The organism is Bacteroides cutis (genome assembly GCF_900241005.1).
Taxonomy (GTDB): Bacteria; Bacteroidota; Bacteroidia; order Bacteroidales; family Bacteroidaceae; genus Bacteroides; species Bacteroides cutis.
Map to the genome: position 1 here is coordinate 77786 of NZ_OEST01000008.1, position 24230 is coordinate 102015.

Annotated in this window: 21 protein-coding genes; 9 read left to right on the forward strand and 12 right to left on the reverse strand. The window is 42.1% G+C overall.

Translation table 11 applies throughout. The features are described 5' to 3' along the window. The 8 genes from C1A09_RS14835 to C1A09_RS14870 all read right to left on the reverse strand — a co-directional run bounded on the left by C1A09_RS14835 (window position 1) and on the right by C1A09_RS14870 (window position 8971). Window positions 1-1248, reverse strand: coding sequence for an ABC transporter permease (locus C1A09_RS14835; RefSeq protein ID WP_101545743.1), 1248 nt, complete (start codon window positions 1246-1248; stop codon window positions 1-3). A 26-nt stretch (window positions 1249-1274) separates the two neighbouring features. Then, the gene (locus C1A09_RS14840; RefSeq protein WP_101545746.1) at window positions 1275-2567 is read right to left on the reverse strand and encodes an ABC transporter permease; all 1293 of its coding nucleotides are present in this window, start codon (window positions 2565-2567) and stop codon (window positions 1275-1277) included. 49 nt (window positions 2568-2616) lie between these two features. After that, window positions 2617-3234 (reverse strand): GIN domain-containing protein, encoded by a 618-nt coding sequence (locus tag C1A09_RS14845; RefSeq protein ID WP_101545750.1) that lies wholly within the window; start codon window positions 3232-3234, stop codon window positions 2617-2619. 33 nt (window positions 3235-3267) lie between these two features. After that, complete coding sequence (locus tag C1A09_RS14850) at window positions 3268-3933, reverse strand: ABC transporter ATP-binding protein (RefSeq protein ID WP_101545753.1); 666 nt, start codon at window positions 3931-3933, stop codon at window positions 3268-3270. A 34-nt stretch (window positions 3934-3967) separates the two neighbouring features. Continuing rightward, entirely contained in the window at window positions 3968-5263 is a 1296-nt protein-coding gene (locus C1A09_RS14855) for an ABC transporter permease (protein ID WP_101545756.1), read from the reverse strand. An 8-nt stretch (window positions 5264-5271) separates the two neighbouring features. After that, window positions 5272-6591, reverse strand: coding sequence for an ABC transporter permease (locus tag C1A09_RS14860; protein WP_101545759.1), 1320 nt, complete (start codon window positions 6589-6591; stop codon window positions 5272-5274). Beyond that, window positions 6588-7835 carry an efflux RND transporter periplasmic adaptor subunit gene (locus C1A09_RS14865; RefSeq protein ID WP_101545762.1) on the reverse strand — a complete coding sequence of 416 codons (1248 nt, stop codon included), beginning with the start codon at window positions 7833-7835 and terminating at the stop codon, window positions 6588-6590. Before C1A09_RS14865 ends, C1A09_RS14860 begins: the two co-directional genes overlap by 4 nt. A 215-nt stretch (window positions 7836-8050) precedes the next feature. Further along, a complete protein-coding gene (locus C1A09_RS14870) occupies window positions 8051-8971 on the reverse strand; it encodes a glucosaminidase domain-containing protein (RefSeq protein ID WP_101545764.1) in 921 nt (306 codons plus the stop codon). Window positions 8972-9072: 101 nt separating this feature from the next. Here C1A09_RS14870 and C1A09_RS14875 point away from each other — a divergent pair, with 101 nt between their 5' ends. The 9 genes from C1A09_RS14875 (at window position 9073) to C1A09_RS14915 (ending at window position 18577) form a co-directional block, all read left to right on the forward strand. Next, a complete protein-coding gene (locus tag C1A09_RS14875; protein ID WP_101545767.1) occupies window positions 9073-9555 on the forward strand; it encodes a cytidine deaminase in 483 nt (160 codons plus the stop codon). Between the two features lie 364 nt (window positions 9556-9919). After that, window positions 9920-10459 (forward strand): flavodoxin family protein, encoded by a 540-nt coding sequence (locus tag C1A09_RS14880; RefSeq protein ID WP_101545771.1) that lies wholly within the window; start codon window positions 9920-9922, stop codon window positions 10457-10459. A 19-nt stretch (window positions 10460-10478) separates the two neighbouring features. Then, entirely contained in the window at window positions 10479-11978 is a 1500-nt protein-coding gene (locus C1A09_RS14885; protein ID WP_101545774.1) for a 4Fe-4S binding protein, read from the forward strand. 13 nt (window positions 11979-11991) lie between these two features. After that, the gene (locus C1A09_RS14890) at window positions 11992-13395 is read left to right on the forward strand and encodes an aldo/keto reductase (protein WP_101545778.1); all 1404 of its coding nucleotides are present in this window, start codon (window positions 11992-11994) and stop codon (window positions 13393-13395) included. A 64-nt stretch (window positions 13396-13459) separates the two neighbouring features. Next, entirely contained in the window at window positions 13460-15352 is a 1893-nt protein-coding gene (locus C1A09_RS14895) for a TonB-dependent receptor (RefSeq protein ID WP_101545793.1), read from the forward strand. A gap of 277 nt (window positions 15353-15629) precedes the next feature. Further along, window positions 15630-16304, forward strand: coding sequence for a flavodoxin (locus C1A09_RS14900; protein ID WP_101545795.1), 675 nt, complete (start codon window positions 15630-15632; stop codon window positions 16302-16304). 134 nt (window positions 16305-16438) lie between these two features. After that, the gene (locus C1A09_RS14905) at window positions 16439-17254 is read left to right on the forward strand and encodes a carboxymuconolactone decarboxylase family protein (RefSeq protein WP_101545797.1); all 816 of its coding nucleotides are present in this window, start codon (window positions 16439-16441) and stop codon (window positions 17252-17254) included. Between the two features lie 318 nt (window positions 17255-17572). Continuing rightward, entirely contained in the window at window positions 17573-18136 is a 564-nt protein-coding gene (locus C1A09_RS14910) for a YiiX/YebB-like N1pC/P60 family cysteine hydrolase (protein ID WP_101545799.1), read from the forward strand. A gap of 30 nt (window positions 18137-18166) precedes the next feature. Then, window positions 18167-18577 carry a DUF4878 domain-containing protein gene (locus tag C1A09_RS14915; RefSeq protein ID WP_101545801.1) on the forward strand — a complete coding sequence of 137 codons (411 nt, stop codon included), beginning with the start codon at window positions 18167-18169 and terminating at the stop codon, window positions 18575-18577. 118 nt (window positions 18578-18695) lie between these two features. Here the strand turns inward: C1A09_RS14915 and C1A09_RS14920 are convergent, their stop codons facing one another. The 4 genes from C1A09_RS14920 to C1A09_RS14935 form a co-directional block, all read right to left on the reverse strand. Continuing rightward, the gene (locus C1A09_RS14920) at window positions 18696-19577 is read right to left on the reverse strand and encodes a helix-turn-helix domain-containing protein (RefSeq protein WP_101545804.1); all 882 of its coding nucleotides are present in this window, start codon (window positions 19575-19577) and stop codon (window positions 18696-18698) included. An 86-nt stretch (window positions 19578-19663) separates the two neighbouring features. Next, window positions 19664-21961, reverse strand: coding sequence for a TonB-dependent receptor (locus C1A09_RS14925; RefSeq protein WP_101545808.1), 2298 nt, complete (start codon window positions 21959-21961; stop codon window positions 19664-19666). A gap of 135 nt (window positions 21962-22096) precedes the next feature. Continuing rightward, a complete protein-coding gene (locus C1A09_RS14930) occupies window positions 22097-22438 on the reverse strand; it encodes a DUF8478 family putative metalloprotein (RefSeq protein WP_101545811.1) in 342 nt (113 codons plus the stop codon). 44 nt (window positions 22439-22482) lie between these two features. After that, window positions 22483-24228, reverse strand: coding sequence for a bifunctional metallophosphatase/5'-nucleotidase (locus tag C1A09_RS14935; RefSeq protein WP_101545813.1), 1746 nt, complete (start codon window positions 24226-24228; stop codon window positions 22483-22485). Window positions 24229-24230: the final 2 nt, after the last annotated feature.

The window sequence follows — 24230 nt, forward strand, 5'->3', positions numbered from 1 at the left end:
CTATTCGTCATGTAAAGCCTCGGCAGGTTGTACCTTCATCGCTTTTCGTGCAGGAATGCCAATACCGATGGCAATCATCAGAGCAATAAGAACAAAGGTGATAACTGCGCACAGCAATAAACGTCCCCATTCTAAAGTTGTACCATTGCGCCAGGAATTCAGTTCCAAGCTTGCCAGATTATAATCAATAACCAGAGCCAGTGGAGTAACTAATACCAACAAAAGCCACCCTTCGCACAAAAGACGTTTGAAAATGCTGATATCCGTAGCTCCATGGGCTTTATGGAGCGCTATCTCTGACCGGCGTTGCTGTGTGCGAAACCAGAACGTCCCCAGCAAACCGAGAAAAATATTCAGTAACAAAAATCCCATACCCGTCATATAGTTACGCAATCCATTCTTCCAGCTACGTTGAAAATCATCGCGGATCTCAGTAAATGAACGAACCTCGGCTATGAATATGTTACCCACACGATATAGTCTTTCACTGTCAGCCTTCAGACGTTCAATAAAGTCATGATCCTGATCAGCACGCACACGCACACACCATTCCTTACTATAATCCATCCATGTAGAAGGCATTTTATAAAGCATACGGTATGAGTAACGAGCCTGCTGATAGTCACTATAGCGTACATTCTGTATGGCAGCAGCCAACTTCACCGTATTGGTCGTATCCCCAAAGAGGTTAAACCGTTTTCCTACCAATGAGGTCAACGGAACATTATACTTTCTGAAAAGATTATCCGAAGCAAGAAACTGGTCATCTTTTTCCAACATGACAGCTAACTGTTCGGGAGTCTCACCACGCGTACCTCGATAACGGAATACCCGGACGAAGTCTGGTGTCACAAGAGATCGAATAGTCCAATTGGGTGACCGTAACGTATCATATTGTACCTCTGCTGTACTATTACTCCCATTGTAAGGATAGGAATTCTGCGAAAGACTCACAGCCTCCACGTCCGGACGGTGTTTCAAACGATCTAGCATTTCCTGTATATCCTCCTGTTGTTCTTCGACAGACTGGTTGGGTATATAGTCAGGACTTTTATCAGTAAGCCGTCCCATATTGATAAGGTAACAATGCTCAATGTCGAAACCTCTCGGCTCCATAGCGGTGGCTGCCTGCGTATAAATGTAGTCAACAATATACCACATCACCACACTAACGACCAATAACTCTAAGGCCAGCCATGTATTACTACGCCACTCGTTCTTTATCTGTGTAAAAAGTTTCTTTGTCATCTTACTTATTTCAACATATTAACATTCTATTTTTGAAGTTTTCCTCCCAAAGCATCTACTATTCCCACTCTTGAAGCTTTCCATGCAGGCATCCCACTACTCAATAAATTCAATATAAAACAGAAAAGCAATGCCCATCCAAAAGTAGAAACATGCAACAAAATGGATGTATCGATAAGAGGTACATTCACGGCCTTGCTAAATCCTTCGGCAAAAAGTACAGACTCACCCAGATAAGCAAATATCACACTCAACAATAATCCCAATACACCGGCAAAAAAAGTCACTACCATATTTTCGGCTACAATCTGTCCCATTATCTCTCTGCGTGTACTACCGAAAGCTCTTCTTATTCCTATTTCACTGACACGTTGCCGCAAGCGGCTCTGAGTCATGCTACTCAGATTTATAGCCGGAACAATAAGCAAGATAACGAAAATAACAAGCCGTTGGCAACGTGCCGCATGCACATCCGGCTCTACATTAGCACCGATTACAAGTGCATTTTTTTCCTGATCATAAGGACGGTTACGATAAACCAGCTCATAACCTTGCTCACCGATAAGCGTATTATATTCCTGTTGTCGACGCTCAACTTCTTCACGGATAGCAGGAAAATCATTTCGGTCTCGAGCCAGGATAATACAACTGGCCATTCCCATATGATCGCTCCACACATCATCCTTGAAATTGGTAGAAGTAAAAGGGATCCATACCTGTCCATAAGCTGTAGTAGCAAGGGTGGAAACGTCCTTCACTACACCACATACCCGATAGGGAGCATGATTCAACAAGAATTCACGACCGACAGACTCCGTAATTCCAAAAAGATGGCGCGATACACTCTCTGTAATAACAGCTACTGGTATGCCAGCATCAAATGTTGCTTTGTCATACGGCTTACCTTCTATAAAAGAGAAATCAAATATCCGCCAGAATATATCATCCGTTTGCAACATATCTACTCCTGTTGACGGTTGTCCCGGCAAGCTGACCGGTGTAGTTTCTGTCTGACATGCATAAATAGAAATTGCTTCAGGAGTTTTCAATGACTGAAAACACTCTTGGGCTGTGCGGACACTCATCGGACCATTACTCGTAGCGTCTCCCCATTCTTTATTAGAAATACTCATCCACTTAACGTGCAAAAAACGATCACGGTTACTCTCTGGAGCAAACGGGACTACCTGCACTTGCTGTATCATTACTACCAGCATAATGAGGAAGATGGCAAGTGCCGTACCTGCGATACTGACGACACTGATCAACGGTTGCTGACGAAGCTGTGCCCATGCCTGGGTAAAGTATTGTTTAATCATTCTTCAGTTTACGGTTTATTATTTACAATCAAGATGACGGCATTTTTAGTCACTGACCGACTTTTAAATTGCGGGTATTTACACTACCAATACCACTTTTCGAGATATCAGTTATTCCGGCAGTGCCGCTCAGTTTTACACTGCCCACACCTTCCACACTGGCACGTAAACGGTCACAATCCACATGTATATCCGCATCGCCAACTCCTTCCAAAGTGATGGTAAGCGACTTACATGTCAAATCTTTCACATTAAGGTTTCCTACACCTTCTATGGCAAACTTCACATCCTCCAACTTCAACGGAGTTTTACAATTAAAAGAACCTACACCGGTAAATTCCACCTTTTTCAAATCGGGAGCAGACAAATAAATAGTCACACCGTATTTCTTGCTACGGTTCTCCTTCTTATTTTTAAATCCAATGACCAAACAGCCATTGTTTACAGAAGAAGAAATGTTTTTCACATATTCTTCCTTACCTTCTATTTTTAAAGAATAAGTATCACTCTGTATAAAGTGTACGGTTGCCACGGAAGTCATATTGATAGATGAAAACGCTTCTACCTTACGAACCTCACTCACCTCAGAATTCTTGTCATTGGCAGCATAAACAGTGTTCGCAATAGCGGCAAATAAAAAAGTCAAAGTTATTAATAAAGTCTTCATATTAATCTGTTTTTTAGTTTGAATACAAGATAATTATTCTATTTGACGTCCGTCAAAGAAACGAACAGTGCGACTGGTTTGTCTGGCTTGTTCTTCATTATGAGTTACCATCACAATAGTACGTCCGTCTTCCTTATTCAGTTGATGCAAGAGTTCCATTACTTCAGCACCCATCTTGGAATCCAAATTACCGGTGGGTTCGTCGGCAAGGATTATTTCGGGATTGCCGATAATGGCACGGGCAATGGCAACACGCTGGCACTGACCACCGGAAAGCTGTGTAGGCATGTGGCGCATACGGTGGCTCAAACCCACTTTCTGTAATACCTCTTCTGCTAAATGGCGACGTTCTTTTGCAGATACTTTTCTATATAATAAAGGTAATTCTACATTATCCAGCACATTCAGCGAATTAATCAAATGGAAAGACTGAAACACAAATCCTAACTTCTGATTACGGAAAGCAGCCAGTTCTTTATCCTTCATTCCATCTACTTTAACGCCGGCAATCTCAATGGTTCCACTTGAGGGTGCATCCAGCAACCCCATAATATTCAACAAGGTTGATTTACCGCAACCTGACGGTCCCATAATACTAAGGAATTCCCCCTTATTCACTTCAAGGTTCACATTTTCCAATGCAACAGTCTCAATCTCATTAGTACGATAAATCTTGTTGATTTCAGTTAACTTAATCATAATGGTAAGTATTTAATTATTATTCTATTTCCAATTATTCATCCCTCAGTGCATCCGTAGGTGTTATACGACTAATACTACGTGCAGGAATATAGATACCGATCAATACTACTACAAGCAATATCAGCAGAATAATGAGTGACACGATAACGAAATGCGACGCAAAATCAGACACCCAGTACGTTTTCACTTCTCTCATCCAATTCATCCCCTCATCCAATCCTTCTTTTATGGCATATTGCAGATAAAGTAGAAAACTGATAAATGAAGCGAATACAGTCAGTACCACTCCCTCACCCATCAATAAGCGCATCACATAGCCGGGAGTAGCACCGAAAGAAAGCATCACTCCCACTTCTTCACACCGCGTCCGCGTCTGTAACCAAAAGGTTCCGATAACTCCAAGACAAAGATTGACAAGAAAAAAGATTGCCATCGCCAAGTTACGCCGATAAATGGGAGTGGAAGATCCCGCCTCTGTTTCCCTGATAATGTCGTCGTATGATTGTATACTACGGGCAAAAAGATTACCCGCACGCAGTTCCTTCACCATCCATGGACGAAAATCGTGAAGAAAGCGTTCCATACTGACACCTTCGCGCAAACGCACCAGAATACGAGCATATTCGGGAATATCTTCTATATCCACAACAAGTAATGGACTAAAATAGACTGGCGACGGTCGCCAGTCACTATAAGCTTTAAAAGTTCCTACAGTACCGATGACAGGCAGATAAGTAGTATCTTGGTTATGATACCGTACACAACGTTTACCCTCTACATTCACTGTACCAAAAATATTTTGTGCCGTATTCTCACTGAGTACAATGTCATTCTGTGTATAATCATAATCGGAAAGTTGTTCAAGACTCCTCCCCTTACCGGGACAGAAACCATAAGTCTCGAAAAAATTTGTATGAGGCAGAAAATTCATAAACATAACAGGATGTTTCAAGGTATCCCCCTCGGCAATGAGTTCGTTATTACCGTTACCCTCTGAATTAGGATAACAGAAACCTAATACGGGAGTGGTAAGTTCCACACCTTCAAAATCGCACACCCGCCGCACCATATTCAAATAGCCGTTCATCATCATAACAGAATCCTGAACCTGTTCATCATAGCCAGGTGCTTGCGGTTGCAAAGCACCCAAAGAAATAAGGCAGAGACGATCGGCATCATATCCCATAGGAATATGACGGTCATGCGTCAATACAATCACCGGATCCAAAATAACCCAACTAATAACGCCCACTATTATCAGTTCGGCAAGTAACCAACCATTACGACGACGACGCGCCCAAAGATTTTTCAATATCAGTTTCAACATAATACAAATTATTGCTTTTCGCTCAACGAATGTACAATCGGTTTACGTAATGAATACCAAGCAGGTATTAATGCAGACAACATATTCAGCAAAATGCACAGCACCAAGGTTAGCACGAATACCAGTGGAGCAAACAACATCTCACCGGATACATGTACATTTATACCTTCGGGTACCATATCGGGCCACTTGTCGAGCATTGTGAATACCCAATCACGTCCTATATAGAGCAATAACCAAGCCAACAACAATCCCAATATTCCCCCCAAAAGCGTCAATAACAGATTTTCCCACATCACTTGCGAAAGCAATGAACCACGTCCTGCTCCAAAGGATTTACGAACTCCCATTTCTGCCAGTCGCCCTTCCATACGACTGGAAATCATGCCGTTCAAGTTCAGTGCAGGCACTAACAACAGTACCAACAGGACAAGCAAAAAATAACGTATGGTGGCTCCTGCATCAAACTCTTCACCGGCAGAAGACTGGAAAACACTGACCAAATGCGAAGTGGGTTGGTTCCAAAATTCTACCGACCACTCATCTTTATACATCAAATTCGTTTTGCGGACAATCTCGGTTATTTCCTTTCTCAAATCATCGGCTTGCGCATCATCTTTCACCATAAAAGTGACAGAGAAAGCTCCTAAATAATCCATATCGTATTTGGGTTCCCGATAGCCGGGAAATACACTGTAAGGAACATACAATTGTGAGTAAGATTGAGAAGTCAGATAACTTGCCTCCTCCACCACACCACAAACCCGATAGTTCACATAATTCAGACTCAACCTACGTCCCACTACTCCTTCCACAGTACCAAAAATCCGACGAGAGAGTCCATCGGTAATGACAGCAGTATGTATCCCGCTTGTCAGATCGGCTACAGTAAAAGGCTTTCCTTCAAGGAAATGAAACTGATAGATATGAAAGAAAGCGGGATCAGTCAATCTTACATCTACTTGAAAGTCCCCACTATGATCATCGGGCTGGATGTAGCTATTTTTTCTCATATCACATTGTAACTGTGCAGATACATAAAGGACATTCTTAAGAGAATAAAACCAGTCTTGCAATGCTTTGTAGGACACAGCCCACTGAACGACATTTTTATTCCCTGCCACATTCTTCTCAAAACGGGCAGTAGTAAGATAAAGTGTCTTCATCCGGTTCGTCTCAGGATAGACAGGGGCTATCTTGACATAGTATACCACCGCCATAATCACAGTCATGGCAATAGCAAGCCCCGTACCCGCAATGTAGAGACTACTAAAAAGTTTATTCTGCTTCAACAGCATCCAAGCCTGTTTCAAGTAGACTTTTATCATTTCAACTTCAGTTTATTCTTGTTCTTATAACTACTCATATCACTTACTACCACTTCATCACCAGGTTGTAAACCGCTAATTACTTCCACAAACTCAAAATTGCTGTCACCCAACTGGACTTTACGTTTCACGATTTCTTTATCAGAGTCACGAACAAAAAGTTCATACTCTCCACGCCCCACATAATAAGAAGCATTGGTAATCCGCATTACATCTTCTTTCACGGCATTCATCACATACACATCCGTTTTCAAACCAGAACGGAGACGGCGGTTATTATCCTCATTCAGTTGTACGGTAAAAGAGATTACACCATTCTTGGAAAGCGGTGTCACGCTGCTTACCGAGCCTTCCAGTTTCTCGCTACCAATCTTCACGATAGCCTTGCCACCGGCAGCTACGCGATCACCGTAAGTATCGGCAATTTCGCCTTCTACCTTGAAATGACTCAGGTCGGAGATAACGGCAATCTGAGAACCTTCGGGAACTTGTGCACCGATTTGATTATTAATATAAGTAAGGATAGCTTTCCGGGGAGAACGAACCTGCGCATCGTCTAATGTCCGTTTTGTTTCTGCCAAACTTTTTCTAAAGATACTGAATTCCAACTCTTGTACCTGATACTCCGCTTCCAACACTTCTTTCTCATTGGCATATTGTTGTTTCAACTGTTCGTACTCCAATTCAGCTACATTATAACTGAGTTCTGCCTGGCGAACCTTATCGGTTGTTCCGGACCCGAGACTATCCAAATATTGTTCATTACGTAGCTCTACCTTTTTCCTGTTCAGTTGCATGGCAGATACTTTAATTTTCATTTGGAGGTCATTCAGTTTGGTCATATTGTCAAGCTTAAGCTGCTTCAATTTATAACTACGCATCTGTTCTTCATCCAACATTTTCTTATAATCGGTTTCGGCACTCTGCAAATCCAGTTTCAAGATAGGAGTTCCGATATCTACACTGTCTCCACCTTTCTTATAAACCTCCAAAATACGAGTATTAATCGGTGAGTTCATAATTTCCTCGAACGCAGGAACCACTTTCCCAGAAGCACTGACACTGACTTCAATCGTACCTTTATCTACTTTTGAGAAAACAAGATCTTTTTCTTTCACTCCTGTACGCATCAATGAAATGAGCACACTGATCACTACTACACCAGCTATACTCATACCACCATAACGAATGATTTTCTTATTGCGTTCTTTATTACGCACTTCTTTTGGAATTTCTCTATCCATACGATTATTTACAATTTAATTATATACAATGTACGATTATAGTTATTTGTCTTCAAAAAAATAGTTTCTTCTATATTAATACTAAATCCGTGCCAAAAGTGTAAGTATCTGAAAAATAAAGAATAGGCCAAAAAGAAGGGTGTCCGATATCGGACACCCTGTACATTTTCGGATATTTTCTGATAATTACATTATTTTCCTATAGAAATGGGCATTCATCGCAACCTCAACCTATCACCCACCTCAGGTACATATTCTGAATCCTTACGATTCATCTTATACAGATTTTTCAAACGAATACCGTATTTCTGTGAAATAGTATGCATAGAGTCGCCATCCTTTACAACGTAAACCGTATATGGCTTGGCAGCTTTCTTACGTTTACCTTTCAGATAAATGACATCACCCGCTTCTAACGTATAATCTTTTTGCAAATCATTATATTTCACTAACTTACGCCAACTAATATCAAATTCTTTACCCAAAAGCTGAAAAGTATCTCCATCGCGGGCAACAATATAAGCTATATCGTTGGCTATATAAACCTGGTGCGGATGAGCAAGCCAAGGTTTCTTTTTCAGTTCCTTTTCCCAATTACGCGCCTCGCGTTTACTTCCACCTTTACTGTCATATTTATATAACTCATAATCTTCAATAATCGTAATCAAACGATTTGCATACGAAGGATCTGTAGCATATCCCGCCTTCTTCAACCCGCGTGCCCAACCTTTATAGTCTGTAATCTTCAAATCAAACAAAAAAGCATATCGTGCACCGCGTTTCAGGAATATGGAATGATCTTCGTATGACTCCTTCGGATGACGATAGGCACGAAAACATTCCTGACGCCGGTCATCATCATGGCGTACTGTTCGACCTTTCCAATTACCGCCACACTTAATGCCAAAATGATTATTACTCTTCCGGGCAAGTTCACTATAACCGGCACCACTCTCCAGTAACCCTTGAGCCAAAGTAATACTAGCAGGTATCTTATGTTGTTGCATCTGTTCCACAGCGAGAGGAGCGTATATCTTGATGTATTCATTGTAACGTGCGTTTCTGCGTTGTGCCTGTGCAGCCACAGAAACAAAAAGAAGTGCAAAAATAGCAGCCAGTCTGAAAATATGTTTCATGCTTCGATTATTGAGTTCGGCACAAAAGTCCGCAAAAGAATTGAAAAATCCAATCTCTTTCCTATCTTTGTAACATTAATTACAATATAATCTCCTACGCCATGCAAGACTTGAATATTCGCATTGACCTAAAAATATACGAGTTGAACGAATTAAGTTCTTCCGACCGCGAACTGGTAGATATTGCCTGTGAAGCAACTCAGCGAAGCTATGCTCCCTATTCCCATTTCTCGGTAGGTGCGGCGGCACGTTTGTCAAATGGAATAATTGTCAGTGGTACCAATCAGGAAAATGCCGCATACCCCTCCGGACTTTGTGCCGAACGAACTACTCTATTTTATGCCAATTCGCAGTATCCCGATCAGGCAGTGACGGTACTTGCCATAGCTGCACGTAACGAACGGGGAGAGTTTCTGGAAAATCCCATTCCTCCCTGTGGTGCATGTAGGCAAGTAATGCTCGAAACCGAAAAACGCTTTAAGCAACCCATGCGTATATTACTTTTTGGTAAAAAGGGTATCTATGAACTGAAAAATGTAGGAGCATTGTTGCCACTTTCATTTGATGCTTCTGCCATGGAATAAAAAATTATTTCAATCTTTGCGCCCGCTAACTAAAAAAAATCGATGAGAATATCTAAGTAAAGACGGCACATTTCGGTAAACATCATTTATACATGCTTTTTCATATAGAACGCCGGGAATCCCCAAATATCGATGTTTAGCCATTACTGTGTGTATCCTCACAGTTACGATACGAAACTGTACCGGCATGATACTCATCATTTCTCATGACCGGGATTTTCAAAAAGAAATCGGCACAAACAGGGAAATTTTATTAGAACCGTAAAATTGGTAAAAACATCTGTAATGTATATACAGGGATTTTTAATCAAACAGCGTACATTTGCAATGTAAAATCTGATAACGCACTAAAAGAACAAAAATTATGACTAAGAAAGTATTAATCCTCTCTTCAAGTCCCCGCCGTGGTGGAAACTCCGACACTTTGTGTGATGAATTTATGCGCGGTGCTCAAGAAGCCGGTAACCAGGTAGAGAAAATATTCCTGAAAGACAAAAACATCAACTATTGTACAGGGTGTAGCGTTTGCAGTATGTATGGCAAACCATGTCCGCAAAAGGATGATGCCAACGAAATAGTAGAGAAAATGATTGCCGCTGATGTCATCGTCATGGCAACTCCTGTTTATTTCTATACCATGAGTGCACAGATGAAGACTTTAATAGATCGTTGCTGCGCCCGTTATCTGGAAATAAAAGATAAAGAGTTTTATTTCATCGTAGCGGCAGCAGAAAACAGCATACCGCTGATGGAACGTACCGTTGATGGTTTCCGTGGTTTTCTCGACTGTCTGGAAGAGCCGAAAGAATGTGGTGTAATCTACGGTGTAGGTGCATGGCACGTAGGTGAAATCAATGACAAGCCTTCTATGAAAGAAGCTTTCGTGATGGGTAAGAACGTATAAGTAAATATCCATAGAATTCATGTTACGTACTATCAGAATAATTATTGCCACTGTACTTTTTGCTCTTATCACGATGTTGTTCCTCGACTTCACAGGAACTCTGCATACGTGGTTCGGATGGCTGGCAAAAATACAATTTTTACCTGCCGCATTGGCGTTGAACATTGGTGTGATACTTTTTCTCATTACACTGACATTGGTATGTGGACGTATCTATTGCTCTGTAATCTGCCCGCTCGGTGTGTATCAGGATATAGTCTCTTGGATTTCCAGTAAACGAAAGAAAAACCGTTTCCGTTATTCATCGGCATTATCGTGGTTGCGCTACAGTATATTGGTAATATTCATACTGGCCATCATCGGAGGTATCAACTCTTTTGTGGTATTGTTAGCACCCTACAGTGCATACGGACGTATCGTTTCCAATCTGTTCGCTCCAGTATACCAATGGATCAACAATGGATTGGCATACCTGGCCGAACGCACTGATAGTTACGCTTTCTACGAAACGGATGTATGGATGAAAAGTCTTCCTACTCTTGTCATTGCGGCTGTAACGTTGATCGTACTTATCCTGTTGGCTGCACGTGGAGGACGCACCTATTGTAACACTGTTTGTCCTATAGGTACTGTTCTCGGTTTTCTATCTAAATATTCGCTTCTCAAACCAGTTATAGATACCACGAAGTGCAACGGTTGCGGACTTTGCGCCCGCAACTGTAAAGCTTCGTGCATCAATGCCAAGACCCATGAAATAGACTATAGTCGATGTGTGGCCTGTATGGATTGTATCAATAAATGCAGACAAGGTGCCATTACCTATACACATAGAAAGACAAACGTTTCTATCCAAACGTCAATGAAGGAAGAAGTTTCCTCCACATCTATCAACGAAACTCGCCGGGCTTTTTTATCTGCAACAGCCATATTTGCCACCGCTACGGCAATGAAGGCACAAGAGAAAAAAGTGGACGGCGGACTGGCTGTCATCGAAGAAAAGAAAAAACCTGCACGTGCCGTAGCCATCACTCCTCCGGGATCATTGAGTGCCCGTAACTTCACTTCACATTGTACCGCTTGCCAGCTTTGCGTGTCCATATGTCCCAATCAGGTATTACGCCCTTCTTCCGATTTGACGAAGTTGATGCAGCCTGAAATATCATACGAACGTGGATATTGCCGTCCTGAATGTACCAAATGTTCGGAAGTATGTCCGGCGGGGGCTATATTACCGATTACCCAAGCCGATAAATCGGCCATCCAGATAGGTCATGCCGTATGGATAAAAGAAAACTGTATTTGCATGACCGATGATGTAGATTGTGGAAACTGTGCTCGTCATTGTCCTGTCGGCGCCATACAAATGGTATCTTCTGATCCGAAAAACGATGAAGCCCGTAAAATACCGGTTATCAATACCGAGCGATGCATAGGCTGTGGAGCGTGTGAGAACTTATGTCCGTCACGCCCGTTCAGTGCTATTTATGTGGAAGGACATGGAAGACATAGGATGGTATAAATAATTATTATATATGGAGAAAAACAAAAAAAGTAAGATAACCCGTCGTGATTTCTTCAAACTTACCGGAGCGGGGGTAATGGCATCTGCCGCCGCATTGTATGGCTGTTCGCATAAGAAAGAAAATACTGATAGTGAAACGGCTGCATTAGGCGAAATCCCTACTGATAAAATGGTGTATCGCACCAATCCCACTACAGGTGACCGTATATCTTTATTAGGCTATGGTTGTATGCGTTGGCCTACTCGTAAAAAAGCAGATGGAAGCGGAGACGAAATAGACCAGGAAGCTGTCAATGAACTGATAGATTATGCCATTGCCCATGGAGTAAACTATTTCGATACATCCCCAGCTTATGTGCAAGGCCTATCGGAACGTGCCACAGGCATTGCCTTGAAACGCCATCCGAGAGACAAATTCTTCCTCGCCACCAAACTATCAAATTTCAGCCCCACTACCCACAGCCGGGAAGAATCGCTTGCCATGTATCACCGTTCTTTCAATGAACTGCAAGTGAACTACATCGACTACCTTCTACTACACGGCATCGGCATGGGGGGTATGGAAGCCTTGCATAGCCGCTATCTGGATAACGGTATGCTTGATTTCCTATTGAAAGAACGGGAAGCAGGACGTATCCGCAATCTAGGCTTTTCCTATCATGGCGACATCGAAGTATTCGACTACCTCCTATCCCGACATGACGAACTGAAATGGGACTTCGTACAAATCCAGCTGAACTACGTAGACTGGAAACACGCCAAAGAAGTGAATGCCCGTAACACCGATGCCGAATATCTGTATGGTGAACTCGTAAAACGTGGCATCCCCGCCGTCATCATGGAACCTTTACTGGGTGGACGTCTTTCCAAACTGAACGACCACCTGATGGCACGTTTGAAGCAACGCCGTCCGCAAGACAGTGTCGCCTCTTGGGCTTTCCGTTTTGCAGGTACATTTTCCAATGTACTGACCGTATTAAGCGGCATGACCTATATGGAACATCTTCAGGATAATTTACGTACATTTTCGCCTCTCATCCCCTGTACGGAAGAAGAAATAGCTCTACTGGAAGATACTGCACAAATGATGCTGACCTACCCTACCGTACCATGTAACGATTGCAAATACTGTATGCCATGCCCTTATGGACTGGATATACCCGCTATTTTACTACACTACAACCGATGTATAAATGAAGGAAATGTACCTAAAAGCAGTCAGGATGAGAATTACCGGAAGGCACGTCGCGCATTCCTCATCGGCTATGACCGTAGCGTACCCAAACTTCGACAAGCAAGCCATTGTACAGGGTGTAACCAATGCAATCCTCATTGTCCGCAAGGTATCGATATCCCGAAGAAGTTACAGGAAATAGACCAATTTGTAGAAAAGCTCAAACAAGAGAGACTATAGTACAAAGAAAATAAAAAAAGACACCGTATTTTTGACGAAATAAACAGATAAGAAAATAACCGATATGAAGAAGAAATATGTATTTCTCCTCGCCATAACCAGCCTTTGGACTCTGGCAGGACTGGCACAAACCACCAAAGATAGCATCCAAATAACCAAAAGCCTGACCATAGATGAAGTGGTGGTGACCGGAACAAGGAACGAAACCGATATCCGGCATTTGCCAATGACAATTTCAGTAGTCGACCGCAAACTGTTGGAACAAAGCTATCAACCTTCTTTACTCCCCACCCTGACGGAACAAGTACCCGGACTTTTCACAACATCCCGGGGAATGATGGGATATGGTGTATCGACAGGTGCTGCAGGAGGTATGAGTCTGCGTGGCATAGGTGGTAGTCCGACTGCCGGCTTATTAGTATTGATTGACGGACATCCCCAATATATGGGGTTGATGGGACATCCTATTGCAGATGCTTATCAAACCATGATGACCGACCGTGTAGAAGTGCTGCGCGGACCGGCTTCCGTATTGTATGGTTCCAATGCAATGGGTGGCGTTATCAATATTGTTACCCGCCGGATGCAGGAAGATGGCGTAAAAACAAGTGCACAGATAGCATATGGTTCTTATAACACTCTACAGAGCGAGATTTCAAACCGGGTGAAAAAAGGACGTTTCAGCAGTATAGTTACCGGCTCTTACAACCGAACGAACGGTCATAGGGATGATATGGAGTTTGAGCAATACAGTGGTTACGCCAAATTGGGTTATGAATTTAACAATTTCTGGAAAGTATGGGGAGATGTGAACATCACTCAATTTAAAGCATCCAACCCCGGAGAAATCAGTAATCCGTACATTGACAACGACTCGCGCATCACACGTGGTATGACGTCTTTCGCCCTTGAAAACCACTATGAGCAAACTTCCGGAGCACTCAGTTTCTTCTATAACTGGGGACGTCATAAAATAAACGACGGCTATCATCCCGGAGGGACGCCACAAACCTTTCTTTTCAATTCCAAAGACCGGATGTTGGGTGTATCATGGTATCAGAGCGCGACATTCTTTTCCGGGAACCGCATAACCGTCGGTTTCGATTATCAGCATTTTGGTGGCGAGTCCTGGAACAGAGAAATTGTTACCGGTGAGCGTGTACCGGGTGTTGACAAGCAGATGGACGAATTTGCCGGTTACATCGATTTCCGGCAAGACCTCGGTAGTTGGCTTTCATTGGATGCCGGTATTCGTGTAGATCATCACTCTCATGTAGGTACGGAATGGATACCGCAAGGTGGTCTTTCTTTTCACTTGCCTAAGCAAGTCGAAGTGAAGGCAATGGTCAGTAAAGGTTTCCGCAACCCTACTATTCGTGAGATGTATATGTTTCCGCCACAAAACCCGGATTTAAAAGCGGAAAGTCTGATGAATTATGAATTATCCTTCTCACAACGATTATTGAACGGGAACTTGTACTACGGAGTTAATCTTTACTACATCAACGGAGACAACATGATCACAAGTCTCCCCGTAAATGGTAAACCACTGAATGTAAATACCGGTGAGATTGAAAACTGGGGAATTGAAACGAATGTGGGTTATCGTATTGATATCCATTGGCGGATAAATGCGAATTACAGTTGGCTGCACATGGAAAATCCAGTAGTTGCCGCTCCTGAGCACAAACTCTACGCAGGTGTAGATTTCACCCAAAGACGCTGGGGAGTATCAACCGGTTTGCAATACATCAAGGACCTGCATACTAATGTAGTCAAAAGTAAGGAAAAACAAGAAAGTTTTGTCCTTTGGGATCTTCGTGCCAATTACCGTCTATGCCGATACGCCGACATCTTTGTGAAAGGAGAAAACCTGTTGGCGCAACGATACGAAATAAACAATGGTTTCCCCATGCCCAAAGCAACTTTCATGGGCGGAGTGAATATCAATTTCTAATATCAAATAGTAAATTCCTTTTTTTCGGCGACTTGCACAATACTAATTCCACCGATGGCCCATTTTGGGTTAGCTGAATAACATATTAGTGGATATAGTTGTGCAAAGTCGCCTGTTTTTTTTAATCGACACATATATACAAAAAAATGGCCATTTTAAATAGATATCCGAATACCAACACATGAAAATCAGTAAAAATGGTATAAACTCCCCGCATATAGTTAAGTCCATTTTTACACAACGCGGTAACTTTGCAATATAAAAAAACAAATAAATTATGAAGAAGTTATTATTAATTTTCCTAATGCTACTGACAGTATTGTCTGTAGAAGCTTGTGGCGGTTCCAACAACGAGCCATATACACCCGAACAGCCCGGAACATCCGAACAACCGGACGAAGAAGGTAATGATAAACCCGATACTCCAGCACCCGGAGGTAAAGGGCGCTATTTAGTACTTTACAACTCACGTACGAGTAATACCGAACGTGTGGCAAAACGAATTCAAGCGGTACTCAATTGTGACATACTGGAAGTTGAACCGCAAATGCCTTACGAGAATGATTATAATTCCATGTTGAAACGTGCACAGGAAGAATTAGCTGCTATCCGACAAGGAAATTATCCGGCTGTTAAAACCTCAGTAGAGAATTTCGATGATTATGATATTGTCTTCATCGGCTATCCGATCTGGTACAGTAGTATAGCAACTCCGATGCAGACATTTCTGCATGAACATGCCTCGAAACTGGCAAGTAAACAAGTTGCTCTATTCGCGACAAGTGGAAGTAGCGGCATTTCAACCTCGGTCAGTGAAGTCCGCAAACTTTGCCCCTATGCGACAATAATCAACCAGACATTACTGTTGACTTCTTCGGATCTATCGCAAATGGACACCCACATTACCGAATGGCTCAACAAGATCGGAGTAAAACGGGAAGATCAGGAGTAACCCGGTGTCTCTTCATGGAACGGAAATATAACGAAAAAAAATACCTGTCAGTATGGGCAAACAACATTCTCGAGCCAAACGTCGTTTAACCCTGCAAACCAGATCAATAACTTTATCCAATAAATGAAACGATTATGAATAAATTTCTTTTATTTTCAGCACTCTGTATTTTAACACTCAATGTTATGGCACAAGAAAAAATTGTACAGACAGCAGGGCGTAACCAGTTAGGTACATTCGCCCCGAAATTTGCGGAACTCAACGATGATGTCCTCTTTGGCGAAGTATGGAACCGTACCGACAAACTTGGTCTCCGTGACCGAAGTTTAGTAACCATCACCTCCCTGATCAGCCAAGGTATCACGGACAGTTCTCTCATCCACCATCTTCAATCAGCAAAGAAGAATGGTATCACCCGCACAGAAATAGCCGAAATTATCACCCACATTAGCTTCTATGCCGGTTGGCCGAAAGCATGGGCAGCATTTAATCTTGCAAAAGACATATGGGCTGAAGACACGACCGGTGAGGATGCCAAAGCAACCTTCCAACGCGAAATGATTTTCCCCATCGGCGAACCTAATACTGCCTACGCACAGTACTTCATCGGTAACAGCTACCTCGCTCCTGTTTCACGTGAACAGGTGAACATATCCAATGTCACTTTTGAACCTCGCTGCCGCAATAATTGGCACATCCACCGTGCAACGAAAGGCGGCGGACAGATGCTTATCGGTGTAGCCGGTCGAGGATGGTATCAGGAAGAGGGCAAACCAGCGGTAGAAATCCTGCCCGGTACAGTCATCCATATCCCCGCCAATGTAAAACACTGGCATGGTGCAGCGGCAAACAGTTGGTTTGCCCATCTGGCCTTCGAAGTTTCCGGTGAAAATATTTCCAACGAGTGGCTTGAACCGGTAACTGAGGAAGAATATTATAAACTTAAATAGGCTTGATCAGATTATTAAAATAATACTATTATAAAACATATAAACTCCCAATAAAATAAATTAAGTCTCACAGAAAAACTGTGAGACTTAATTTTACATTTGTATCATAAGAAAAATAATCATTGATACCATTTTAGACAATAAAAGTAGTATCTTTGAACCATTGGAAACAACAAACTCAAATTTAGTCCGATAAAAGAATTGTTGTGATTTGCTTTCATTTTTTTATATTTGTGGCAAATGGAAAGGAAAATTCATATATCATCGATTGTGAACGGACTGCTTTGCTTGTTTTGTTTATTCAGCTTTACAAACTGCATGGACAGAAACAAAAGCAAGAAACAATCGGTTGATTTGCCACAAGAACTGTTCCGGGACGGAGATATCGTCTTCAGAAGAGGTACAGGCATTACAAGCAGGATTGTATTGGCGGCAGACCGGGAAGGCAGTTATTCGCACGTGGGCATTCTGAAAAAAGAAAACGGAAAATGGCATGTAATACATGCAGTCCCTGGAGAACCGGATTTCAAAGGTGATGCAGACAGGGTGAAAATGGAAACGATAGAACATTTTTTTGAGGCTGGAAAAGCCATAAGAGGTGCAGTGATGCGTGTATCGAAAGATTCAACCGTAGCATGTAAAGCAGCAAAAAACGCCTTGAACCTCTTTCTGAAACGTGTGCCGTTTGACCACAGTTACAACCTGAATGACACAACTGAAATGTATTGTACGGAGTTGATAGATTATGTATACCGTAAAGAAGGAGTAGACTTACCTGAGGGACGTATCAGCTCTATCAATATACCGGGGCTCCGTGGTGACTATTTATTGCCGAATGACATTGTACAGAGCAAACGTCTCTGTTTGATATACTATTTTTAAACACACATTATTCATTTAAAACAAAAGCGTATGAAAAAAGTATTGTATTTCAGCCTTGTGTTGACAGTCATGCTGGCAATGGTATCTTGTTCTTCCTCCACGAATTCTCCCGGAGCTGCAATGAAAGAATACAGCAAATACCTCCAAAAAGGTGATTATGTAAAGTTTGTAGATGGACTGGCATTCGATGACAAACAAACTCCCGAACAGATCAAAGAGCAAAAAGAAGGATTGGCTTCCATGATCAAAGAAAAAGGGATGAAAGAGTACGAAAAGAAAGGTGGAATTAAGGATATCGAAATTTTATCTGAAACAATCTCTGAAGATGGCAATACAGCTGTTGTAAAAACAAAAACGACTTTTGGAAACGGTGAAACGGAAGAAGGCGACCAAAAGATGGTGAAAAAAGATGGCAAGTGGCTGATGTCGTTGGGTAAATAAATAGACCTATGATATATAAAAAGCCGGACAGGAACGGAAAGAAAATGCTTTCAACCGTTGCTGTCCGGTTTTTAATTACATCATGTAACCTTCAATAGAAAATATTCTCAAAATAGTTCTATTGCCTACGGTATTCTTTGGGCGACAATCCGGTGTGATGTTTAAAGTACTTGCCAAAGAAAGACTGATTGGCAAAGTGGAGTTCATCGGCAATTTCCTGGATACTCAATTCGGAAGATTTGAGTAAAGCTTTTGCTTCAAGGATGACAAGACTATCAATCCATTCGCCGGCAGTCTTTCCACTCACCTCTTTTACTACCGTAGAAAGGTGTTTGGCAGTAAGGAACATTTTATCGGCATAGAATGATACGCTACGTTCATTCTTATAAGACTCGGTAATGGAACGGATAAAACGTTCGAACAAATCTTCCTTACGGCTTTTCGGTATGCGCTCCTGTACGACATGCCCCTGATAGATATTATAAATCTCATAAAAAAGAGCCATCAGCAATCCCTGTGTAATCTCTTTACGATAGGGATTGTCCTTCAGTTTCACTTTACTCCAAAGGAAAGAATGATATTCCCGGAAAGACTGCAGTTCTTCCGGACTAATAGACATACAAGGGCGCTCTTTTATCATAAAAAACATAGGAAACAATTGTTGCATGGTAGGTATCACCATATCCATAAAATCTCTGGACACGGCAATAAAACTACCGGAGAAATCTGTAGAACGTTCACCTTGCTGTACAATCTGCTCCGGCAGAATGACGGCAAGCATCCCCTCCTTCATTTCATATTCCTGCAAATTGATATTCATTCTACACCATCCCCGATTACAGACAGCCAAGCAGGCTACATTCAATCGGGTGGGATAAAGTGATAAAGGCATATCTTTTATATCATCAAAAATCGCGAAATCATTACCGATAAAGTCAATCTTCGGTAAATGATGTATTAATGATATATCTACATTGCGTATACTTTTTTGTTTGTCCATCAGCTTCTTCTTTTGACGACAAAAGTAGAATTATTCCTTGAATTATTGCTCATGTCTTCGCAAAATAAGAAAATATGAACATTTTTCTAGTTCATAATCTTAAATCCGATAAAGAAAGTCCTCGGCTGTGTGGGACCATAGAAATAACCTGCATCCCGAAATTCCCCTTTATCCAAATCTTTCTGGAAACTATTAAAAATATTTTGTACACCTATATTCAATTGAAACTTGATGTGATCGTGCAAAACGAACGTATAATTCAATTTCAGGTTCAGATCAAAGAATTGAGGAGTATGCTCCATATGGTCTTTCTCTACATATCCGGCATAATGAGGTACAATCATTTTACCCGTATAAGTACCGGATAGTGAAAAATCAAAGTTCTTTACCGGAGCGGATGAAAACGTAAAGTAACCATGATAGTCGGGAGTACGCGGCATACGTTTAGTTGTCAGGTCTTCGCCATCTACTTGTGTCCAGGCTTCTTCACGAGTATAACGACTACGCTGTGCCGTAAACCCCAACTGGAATTGTGCTTCCTTGCCATGCGCTATCTTAGCGTCGAGATTGGCACCGAATACACGGGCACCATTACCATTACGACGTTCTTTGATGACATCACCATTCTCATCCTTGCCTATATCCTCCAGCACAAATACATGGCGTAAGTCTGTATAGAAACCTTCCACCAGAAGATTTGCCTGCCAATGCCCCAAATGAGCAGTCCAGTCGATAGAACCGCTGTAACTATTGGAACGCTCTTCACGCAAATTATCCGACAGTTTGATTTGTACACCTTCACCCCCCACGGCAGTCACATGCAAATCTTCATCGTATGCCTGCGGGGCACGGAAACCGGTAGAATAGGTCAATCGTGCCTGAAAGTCTTCAGTAGGTTTATAAAGAAGATTGACACGAGGACTGAAAATCAATTTGTCAATCAGATTATGTTTATCCAGACGGGCGCCTACCAACATCGTCAGCACATTCATCTTCCATTCGTTCTGAACAAAGGCACTGGCAATGCGTACATCCTGCTCCATATCACGGTGATATCCCGTCATAACATCGTGCATGGAATTACTCTGATATTCCAAACCACCCGTGAAAGTAGCCGGAGCAAAAAAACAGTTATCCATATTACCAACATACATTCCCCCGGCTACCCAAGTGAGATCATCCGTCTTGCCGTATGCGTTTGCGTCCCTTTGAGCTCCATAATAACTGTTGCGGTCAGTGTGCTGGACAGAGCCATATACTGAGAGTTTATGTTTATATTCACGCCAAAACAGATCGTAACTTACCCCCCCGCTATTGATAATATGTTTGGTTTGTTCGGTGATATCGGTTTCATGTGGTTGAAGATCGAACTTATTACCGCCACGACGAAACTCATTGGTGGTATGATACTCCAGATTGATACGGCTGAATTGTGTAGGGCGATAGTAAGCACGGAAACCGAAAGTGTTCATATTCAACTTACCTAATTCGGAAAATCCGTCGCCATCACGATCGTAAGGATTACGGTTACGATAACTCTCATAGAGAGCGATACCGTAAGAATTATCCTTGGCTACCAAAGAAACGTTGCCCCCCATGTATTGTTCCCAAGACTTTCCATCCATATTAGAGAACATGCTCGATACCTGAAAAGAGTTATTAATAGGATCTTTAGTAATGATATTAATGGTTCCTCCTACCGCATTGGCACCGAAAAGAGCGGAACCTCCACCACGTACCACCTCTACACGTTCGATCATATTCACAGGAATTTGTTCCAAGCCATATACGCCACTCAATGCGCTGATAATAGGACGGCTGTTGATCAGGATTTGCGAGTACGGACCTTCCAGTCCATTGATACGTACTTGAGGAAAGCCACAGTTCTGGCAGTTGTTTTCCACACGAAGTCCCGACTGATAATTCAAAGTCTTGGCAAGGTCGGTAGAATTCACCATTTCAAAAAGTTTGGTACTCATCACATTCACTACTACCGGAGCAGCTTTACGGCTTACTTCATTACGATTAGCTGATACGACCACCTCATCCGTCATAAAACTTTCCTCTATCATCTGAAAATGTACCACAGCGGTATATTCTTTGGATACCTCTATCTCTTTTTCTTGCGTTTTATATCCCACTGCCGACACACGCAGTTTATACTTGCCCGGTGAAAGGTTCTTAAATTGAAATTGTCCTTCTTCATTGGATATCGTTCCCTGTCCTGTCCCTACAATCAAAATAGTGGCGTACGGTATATTTTCTTCACTTCCTTCCACAATGACGTGGCCTGAAATCATATTACCTTCCCTGATAGGATTTACGGCAATAGCTACGCCGGTGCTTACTACAGTAAGTACCAACGCCAATATAAATTGTTTCATGATTAGCGTATATAAAAAATTATCAATAAATATCTGTCACATACCAAATGCTGGTACGATAAATACCAAATAACGGTACAACAAATATCAAACGCTGGTACAGTACATACCAACAGTCGATATTACAAAATGCATTTAAAGAATGATAGAAGATGGAGGGGCACGAAGGGAAATCACCCTATATGCTTTACCTTTAACGGCAACGCTTCCAGATTCAACTCTAAGCACTGTCAACAAGGGACACATCGGATGCAACTGTTCGCAACAATCCGGCTCGGATGAGATAAAATGAGACAACAAGCCGATGACAAGAAGTGAAGCATCGGAATGCGAATGTTTATTATGAAAAGGATGCGAGTGGGTAACCAATACCCCATTTACGTAGTGGACATGAGTAAACGCCGTTATACTTGCCTGGTACGCTATGAAGAGTACAAGCAAGAATAAGGCGCCTATGATTTTTCTGAGTTGCTTCACGTCCCGATACCTATCTTTTTAATTTGAAGCGGCAAAGATAGTAATTATTTGTCAGTTTTACCAAACAGGTATTCATAATCACGTTTGGAAGCAGGCACTGTCCATTTTTCAGGAATGAATTTCCACTGACCTAAAGCATGGGGAGTAATCACTTTCCGCTGTTCGATATATTGCACCAGATAATAACGTAGATCTTTATCGGTAGAATTGATGATACGTCCTTTCAAGTCATCCTGTGAGATACCCGCTCCCTTGGTAAGAAGTTCTCCACCCCCATTACCACGATAAGAGTTCAGGGCAACCGTATAAATCTTATTCATATCGAACGGTTTACCATCTGCCATACTGATAATCGTTACTTTCTCCCCCGCCGGTTTCGTCACATCCACTGTATATATGATACCGGCAGCAGAATCAAAGTTAAAGCTAAAGTTCTTAAAAGAAGCACGATCAGCAGCACCCTCACGACGTTTTTCACGGAACAATAAGAGGTGATCATCCGCCGACTGCATACGATTTGTCCATAAATCATACGACATTTCCAAGGCATCATGAACTTCCTTACCCGAAAGTTTCATAGTATAGAGCATGTTCTCGTACTTATACAAATTGAACATGTCGTTCACAAAAACTTCACCTTCTTTTATCTCTGTATCAAATGACAAAGGTGCGGCCAATGAAATTTCAGCACCGCTGATTTCCAACTGTAACGTATGGATAAGATCGATGAAAGCAGAAGAGCCGAAATATGCAGGACGCGTGGAAATGGTTTCAGTGAACCGTCCTATTTTTTTGGAAACAAAATCCTGAATAGTACCATATTGAGGCGTAAAATGCTTCATAAAGTCTTCACTGATACCGTAATCCTTGGTGTCAGAGAGCCTTCCTTCTATCTTTTTATCCACGACTTTGCCGTTACGCAGTTTCAGAGTCACGTCAATATCACTTACAACAAGACCGTTACTGGCAGGATCTATCACCAACACAGAATCTCCTTCAACATTCACCACTTTCTTGCACTCGCGGGCATGATCGTGCCCCATCAATACGATATCAAATCCCGGCACATTCCGCGCAACGTCTATCGAGGCATTTTCACGATATTTACCTCCCATCAACAAGGCATCTTGTCCGGCATGGAACATACCGATTATCAAATCCGGCTTTTCTTTTTCGCGAATAGTTTTCATCCATTTACGGGCAGTATCTTCCATATCATCAAAACGAAGTCCTTGCCATAGGTTCTCTGACAACCATACGGGAATAGCAGGAGTAATCATCCCCAATACCACAATCTTCACACCATCACGTTCCATCACCTGATAAGGTTTAAAATGTGTATTTCCCGAAGCTGTTTCAATGATATTAGCTCCCAAAACCGGGAAGTGACAATCGCCCGCCCAACGGTCAAAAACAGTACGACCGGTCTCTACATCATGATTACCCATATTTCCGGCATCATAACCCATGAAGTTCATCATTTCGGCAGCCACATGAGGAGAAACCGTATCAATGTAGTTGTAATAGTAGGCCGTAGGTTGTCCTTGCAAAATATCACCATTATCCAACAATATCAGATTATCTTTATATACCTCTCTATTTTTCTGCACCAATGCGTACACGCGCGCCAAACTTCCAGTTGCTTCCCGTTGTAAAATAAAGTCATGGGGATAGAAATTTCCGTGTATATCACTCGTTTGTACAATCTTCAATTTTATTTCTTTCTCCTGAGTATTTACACAAGCGGTCAGGATAAAAAAACACAGAAAAAAAACACTTACTCTTTTCATTC

Coding starts and splice junctions, on each gene's coding strand:
- C1A09_RS14835 (WP_101545743.1), bottom strand. CDS start 1,248: ATGACAAAGAAACTTTTTACACAGATAAAGAACGAGTGGCGTAGTAAT.
- C1A09_RS14840 (WP_101545746.1), bottom strand. CDS start 2,567: ATGATTAAACAATACTTTACCCAGGCATGGGCACAGCTTCGTCAGCAA.
- C1A09_RS14845 (WP_101545750.1), bottom strand. CDS start 3,234: ATGAAGACTTTATTAATAACTTTGACTTTTTTATTTGCCGCTATTGCG.
- C1A09_RS14850 (WP_101545753.1), bottom strand. CDS start 3,933: ATGATTAAGTTAACTGAAATCAACAAGATTTATCGTACTAATGAGATT.
- C1A09_RS14855 (WP_101545756.1), bottom strand. CDS start 5,263: ATGTTGAAACTGATATTGAAAAATCTTTGGGCGCGTCGTCGTCGTAAT.
- C1A09_RS14860 (WP_101545759.1), bottom strand. CDS start 6,591: ATGATAAAAGTCTACTTGAAACAGGCTTGGATGCTGTTGAAGCAGAAT.
- C1A09_RS14865 (WP_101545762.1), bottom strand. CDS start 7,835: ATGGATAGAGAAATTCCAAAAGAAGTGCGTAATAAAGAACGCAATAAG.
- C1A09_RS14870 (WP_101545764.1), bottom strand. CDS start 8,971: ATGAAACATATTTTCAGACTGGCTGCTATTTTTGCACTTCTTTTTGTT.
- C1A09_RS14875 (WP_101545767.1), top strand. CDS start 9,073: ATGCAAGACTTGAATATTCGCATTGACCTAAAAATATACGAGTTGAAC.
- C1A09_RS14880 (WP_101545771.1), top strand. CDS start 9,920: ATGACTAAGAAAGTATTAATCCTCTCTTCAAGTCCCCGCCGTGGTGGA.
- C1A09_RS14885 (WP_101545774.1), top strand. CDS start 10,479: ATGTTACGTACTATCAGAATAATTATTGCCACTGTACTTTTTGCTCTT.
- C1A09_RS14890 (WP_101545778.1), top strand. CDS start 11,992: ATGGAGAAAAACAAAAAAAGTAAGATAACCCGTCGTGATTTCTTCAAA.
- C1A09_RS14895 (WP_101545793.1), top strand. CDS start 13,460: ATGAAGAAGAAATATGTATTTCTCCTCGCCATAACCAGCCTTTGGACT.
- C1A09_RS14900 (WP_101545795.1), top strand. CDS start 15,630: ATGAAGAAGTTATTATTAATTTTCCTAATGCTACTGACAGTATTGTCT.
- C1A09_RS14905 (WP_101545797.1), top strand. CDS start 16,439: ATGAATAAATTTCTTTTATTTTCAGCACTCTGTATTTTAACACTCAAT.
- C1A09_RS14910 (WP_101545799.1), top strand. CDS start 17,573: ATGGACAGAAACAAAAGCAAGAAACAATCGGTTGATTTGCCACAAGAA.
- C1A09_RS14915 (WP_101545801.1), top strand. CDS start 18,167: ATGAAAAAAGTATTGTATTTCAGCCTTGTGTTGACAGTCATGCTGGCA.
- C1A09_RS14920 (WP_101545804.1), bottom strand. CDS start 19,577: ATGGACAAACAAAAAAGTATACGCAATGTAGATATATCATTAATACAT.
- C1A09_RS14925 (WP_101545808.1), bottom strand. CDS start 21,961: ATGAAACAATTTATATTGGCGTTGGTACTTACTGTAGTAAGCACCGGC.
- C1A09_RS14935 (WP_101545813.1), bottom strand. CDS start 24,228: ATGAAAAGAGTAAGTGTTTTTTTTCTGTGTTTTTTTATCCTGACCGCT.